The organism is Desulfuromonadales bacterium (genome assembly GCA_035620395.1).
Lineage (GTDB): Bacteria > Desulfobacterota > Desulfuromonadia > Desulfuromonadales > DASPGW01 > DASPGW01.
Window position 1 is genome coordinate 1 of record DASPGW010000198.1, and the last position, 2582, is coordinate 2582.

General features: G+C 64.9%; 3 protein-coding genes and 1 tRNA gene. All 4 read right to left on the reverse strand.

Annotated features, from left to right (window positions below; translation table 11 throughout):
• Window positions 1–540 precede the first annotated feature (540 nt).
• Entirely contained in the window at window positions 541–1131 is a 591-nt protein-coding gene (gene plsY, locus VD811_10900; GenBank protein HXV21479.1) for a glycerol-3-phosphate 1-O-acyltransferase PlsY, read from the reverse strand.
• Between the two features lie 55 nt (window positions 1132–1186).
• Window positions 1187–1263, reverse strand: a tRNA-Pro gene (locus VD811_10905).
• 141 nt (window positions 1264–1404) lie between these two features.
• Window positions 1405–2265, reverse strand: a complete 861-nt coding sequence (locus VD811_10910) for a M48 family metalloprotease (protein ID HXV21480.1) — start codon at window positions 2263–2265, stop codon at window positions 1405–1407.
• Window positions 2262–2582, reverse strand: a 321-nt coding sequence (locus tag VD811_10915; GenBank protein HXV21481.1) for a hypothetical protein, incomplete at its 5' end; no start/stop codon positions are given. The genes VD811_10910 and VD811_10915, both read right to left, overlap by 4 nt.

Genomic DNA, 2582 nt, shown 5'->3' on the forward strand with positions numbered 1-2582 from the left:
CACAAGCCATTTCAGCTGGATGAGCTGTGGCACTTGGTTCAGTACTGCGAAGAAAATACGCCACCTGACCGGGAACTGGCTCCGATCGAAGACCTCTTGAAGACCGTTCGCAGTCAGCAGTGAAGTGAGTTTTCCTGAAGAGGCAGATCCCTTGCTATTTCGCATTCTTGAAGTCGCCTTTTATCAGGTACAAGAATGGCTCACACCAAAACTGGGTGGGCCATTCTCGCTTTGAAGGTTTCATTAGACACCCAAGAGGGGATTCGCTCGTGCCATCGATAGTGGGTGGGCTGGCTTCAAATAAGAAATGGCGGTTTGAACAACCAGAAAGGGAATTGCTCCAATCTTTCGTTTGTTCACTGACGACCCGTTGGACGGAACGGAGTTGGACCGGAGAGGACCCGGCGGACCGGTGGAGGTACCCGTGGGAGAGAAGGCCAAAACGGGTGGCATAAGTGCCGTTCCGGAGGGAAGCGGCAAAGTTAGAGGGTGGACCGGAGGTGGACCGGAAAGCCAGAAAGCGCCCTCGGCCGACTGGCCTTAAGCCCGGAAACGGCTTTCGGTGCCGTTGCGCAGCCGCTCGATGTTGGTGCGATGGCGCAGGATGACCATGCCACTGATGAAGAGGGTCGCCAGGAAGAGGGGGAGGGAGCGCTCGGCGAGCAGGACGAACAGCGGGACGACGGCGGCGGCGGTGATCGAGGCGAGGGAGACGTAGCGCCACTTCCAGAGCATCCCGGCAAAGACGAGAAAGGCACCGAGCACGGAGAGCGGCGAGAGGACGAGGAAGATGCCGAGGGCGGTGGCCACTCCCTTGCCCCCCTTGAAGCCGAGGTAGACGGGGTAGCAGTGGCCGAGGAAGGCGGCGGCGGCGACCAGGGCCAGCTGCGCCGGGGAGAAGCCGCCGAGGGCGAGGAGAACCGCCAGCGGCAGCACCCCCTTGAGAGCGTCGCAGACCAGGGTGATGATGCCGAGGCGGCGGCCGGCCACGCGGTAGACGTTGGTGGCGCCGATGTTGCCGCTGCCGGCCTGGCGGACATCGCCCACTCCGGCGAGCCGGGTGAGGATGACGCCGCTGGGGATGGCGCCGATCAGGTAGGCGCCAAGCAGAAGCAGAAGAAAAACAGCCATGCAAAACTCGCTGAAAACACAAAAGCGGCCGGGGCCGCTTTGCAGTTGAAGGGAATGGTCGGGGCGAGAGGATTCGAACCTCCGGCCCCCTGCTCCCGAAGCAGGTGCGCTACCAGGCTGCGCTACGCCCCGACGTTTCTTTCCTCAAACAACAGGCGAAACTTTTAGCACGGTCGGCGGAAAAACGCAAGAGGCTTTTCGGGTTTTGCCACGAATGTCGTAGGGCTGACTGCGCCGGCAGGAAGCCGGCGCAGTCGTTCAGTTCTTCTTCACCTAATCCAGCCCCACCCATCGCTGCGGTACACCCGCCCCCCCAAGCGCATCCCAGCGGTTACCCATCAGTTTCTCCAGCACCTCCAGCCGCTCGGCCGGATGCGGATGGGTCTTGTAGAGCAGCGCCAGTTGGTCGGCGTCCTCGCTGGCGCCGATGCGGTCGAGCACGGCGATGTAGGCGAAGGGATCGTAGCCGGATTTCGCGGCGTAGGTGATCGCCAGGCGGTCGCAGGCGAATTCGGCGTTCTTGTCGAGGGAGCGGGCGTAGAGTTCCAGGCCGCTGCCGGCGAGGTTCTTGACCGTATCGCTCTTCGCCTTGCCGAGCAGGGCGCTCTGCCCCAACTGCAGCAGACGCGCCTGCTGCAGCAGCTTGACGTGATGGCGTTCGTTGACGTGGGCGATTTCGTGGGCGAGGACGCCGGCCAGTTCGGCTTCGTTTTCGAGCAGCCGGTAGAGTCCGGCCGTCACGAAGATGTAGCCGCCGGGGGCGGCAAAGGCGTTGATGTCATCGCTCTGGATGACGCCGAAGGTCCAGTTGAGCGAAGGGCGCAGACTCTGCGCCGCGACGTAACGGCCGACCCGGTTGACGTAGAGCTGCAGCGCCTCGTTCGGCACCAGCGGCGAAGCGGCCAGCAGGCGGCCGGCAATCTCGCGGCCGAGGGCCTGCTCGTCGGCATCGCTCATCGGCCCGATCAGCGGCACGTTCGCGCCGGCTTCGCCCGGCAGTTCCGGAGCGATGCCGAGGGATTTCTTGACCTCCGCATCGAGTGCCTTCGTGTCGACGAGGTCGGTCAGCGGCGGCGTCTGCCCCGGCGCGCACGCGGACAGAACGACGGCAAGGGCGACAAGGATTCGTTTCATTGCGCATTCCCTCCTTTCGCGGGGGCCGCCGGGGCAGAGAGCTCCGGCACCTGCCGCCGGCTGAGTCCGCCTTCGCGGGCGAAGCGGTCGGCTTCGGCGGCGCCCACCCGGTACTTCTCGGCCGCCGCCACCGCCTCTTCGCTGAAGGTAGCCTGCCGCAGCGCTTCTTCGCTGAGGCCGCGGACGCCGGTGGTGGCGACGATCTTGCCGGTGCCGGCCCGTCCCGAGGCGACCTGCGAAAGGCTGCCGGCGCTCACCGCCGCGGCCTGGCCGGTGCGGCGCACGCTCAGCATGCGGACCCAGCCGGTCTTGCCGGC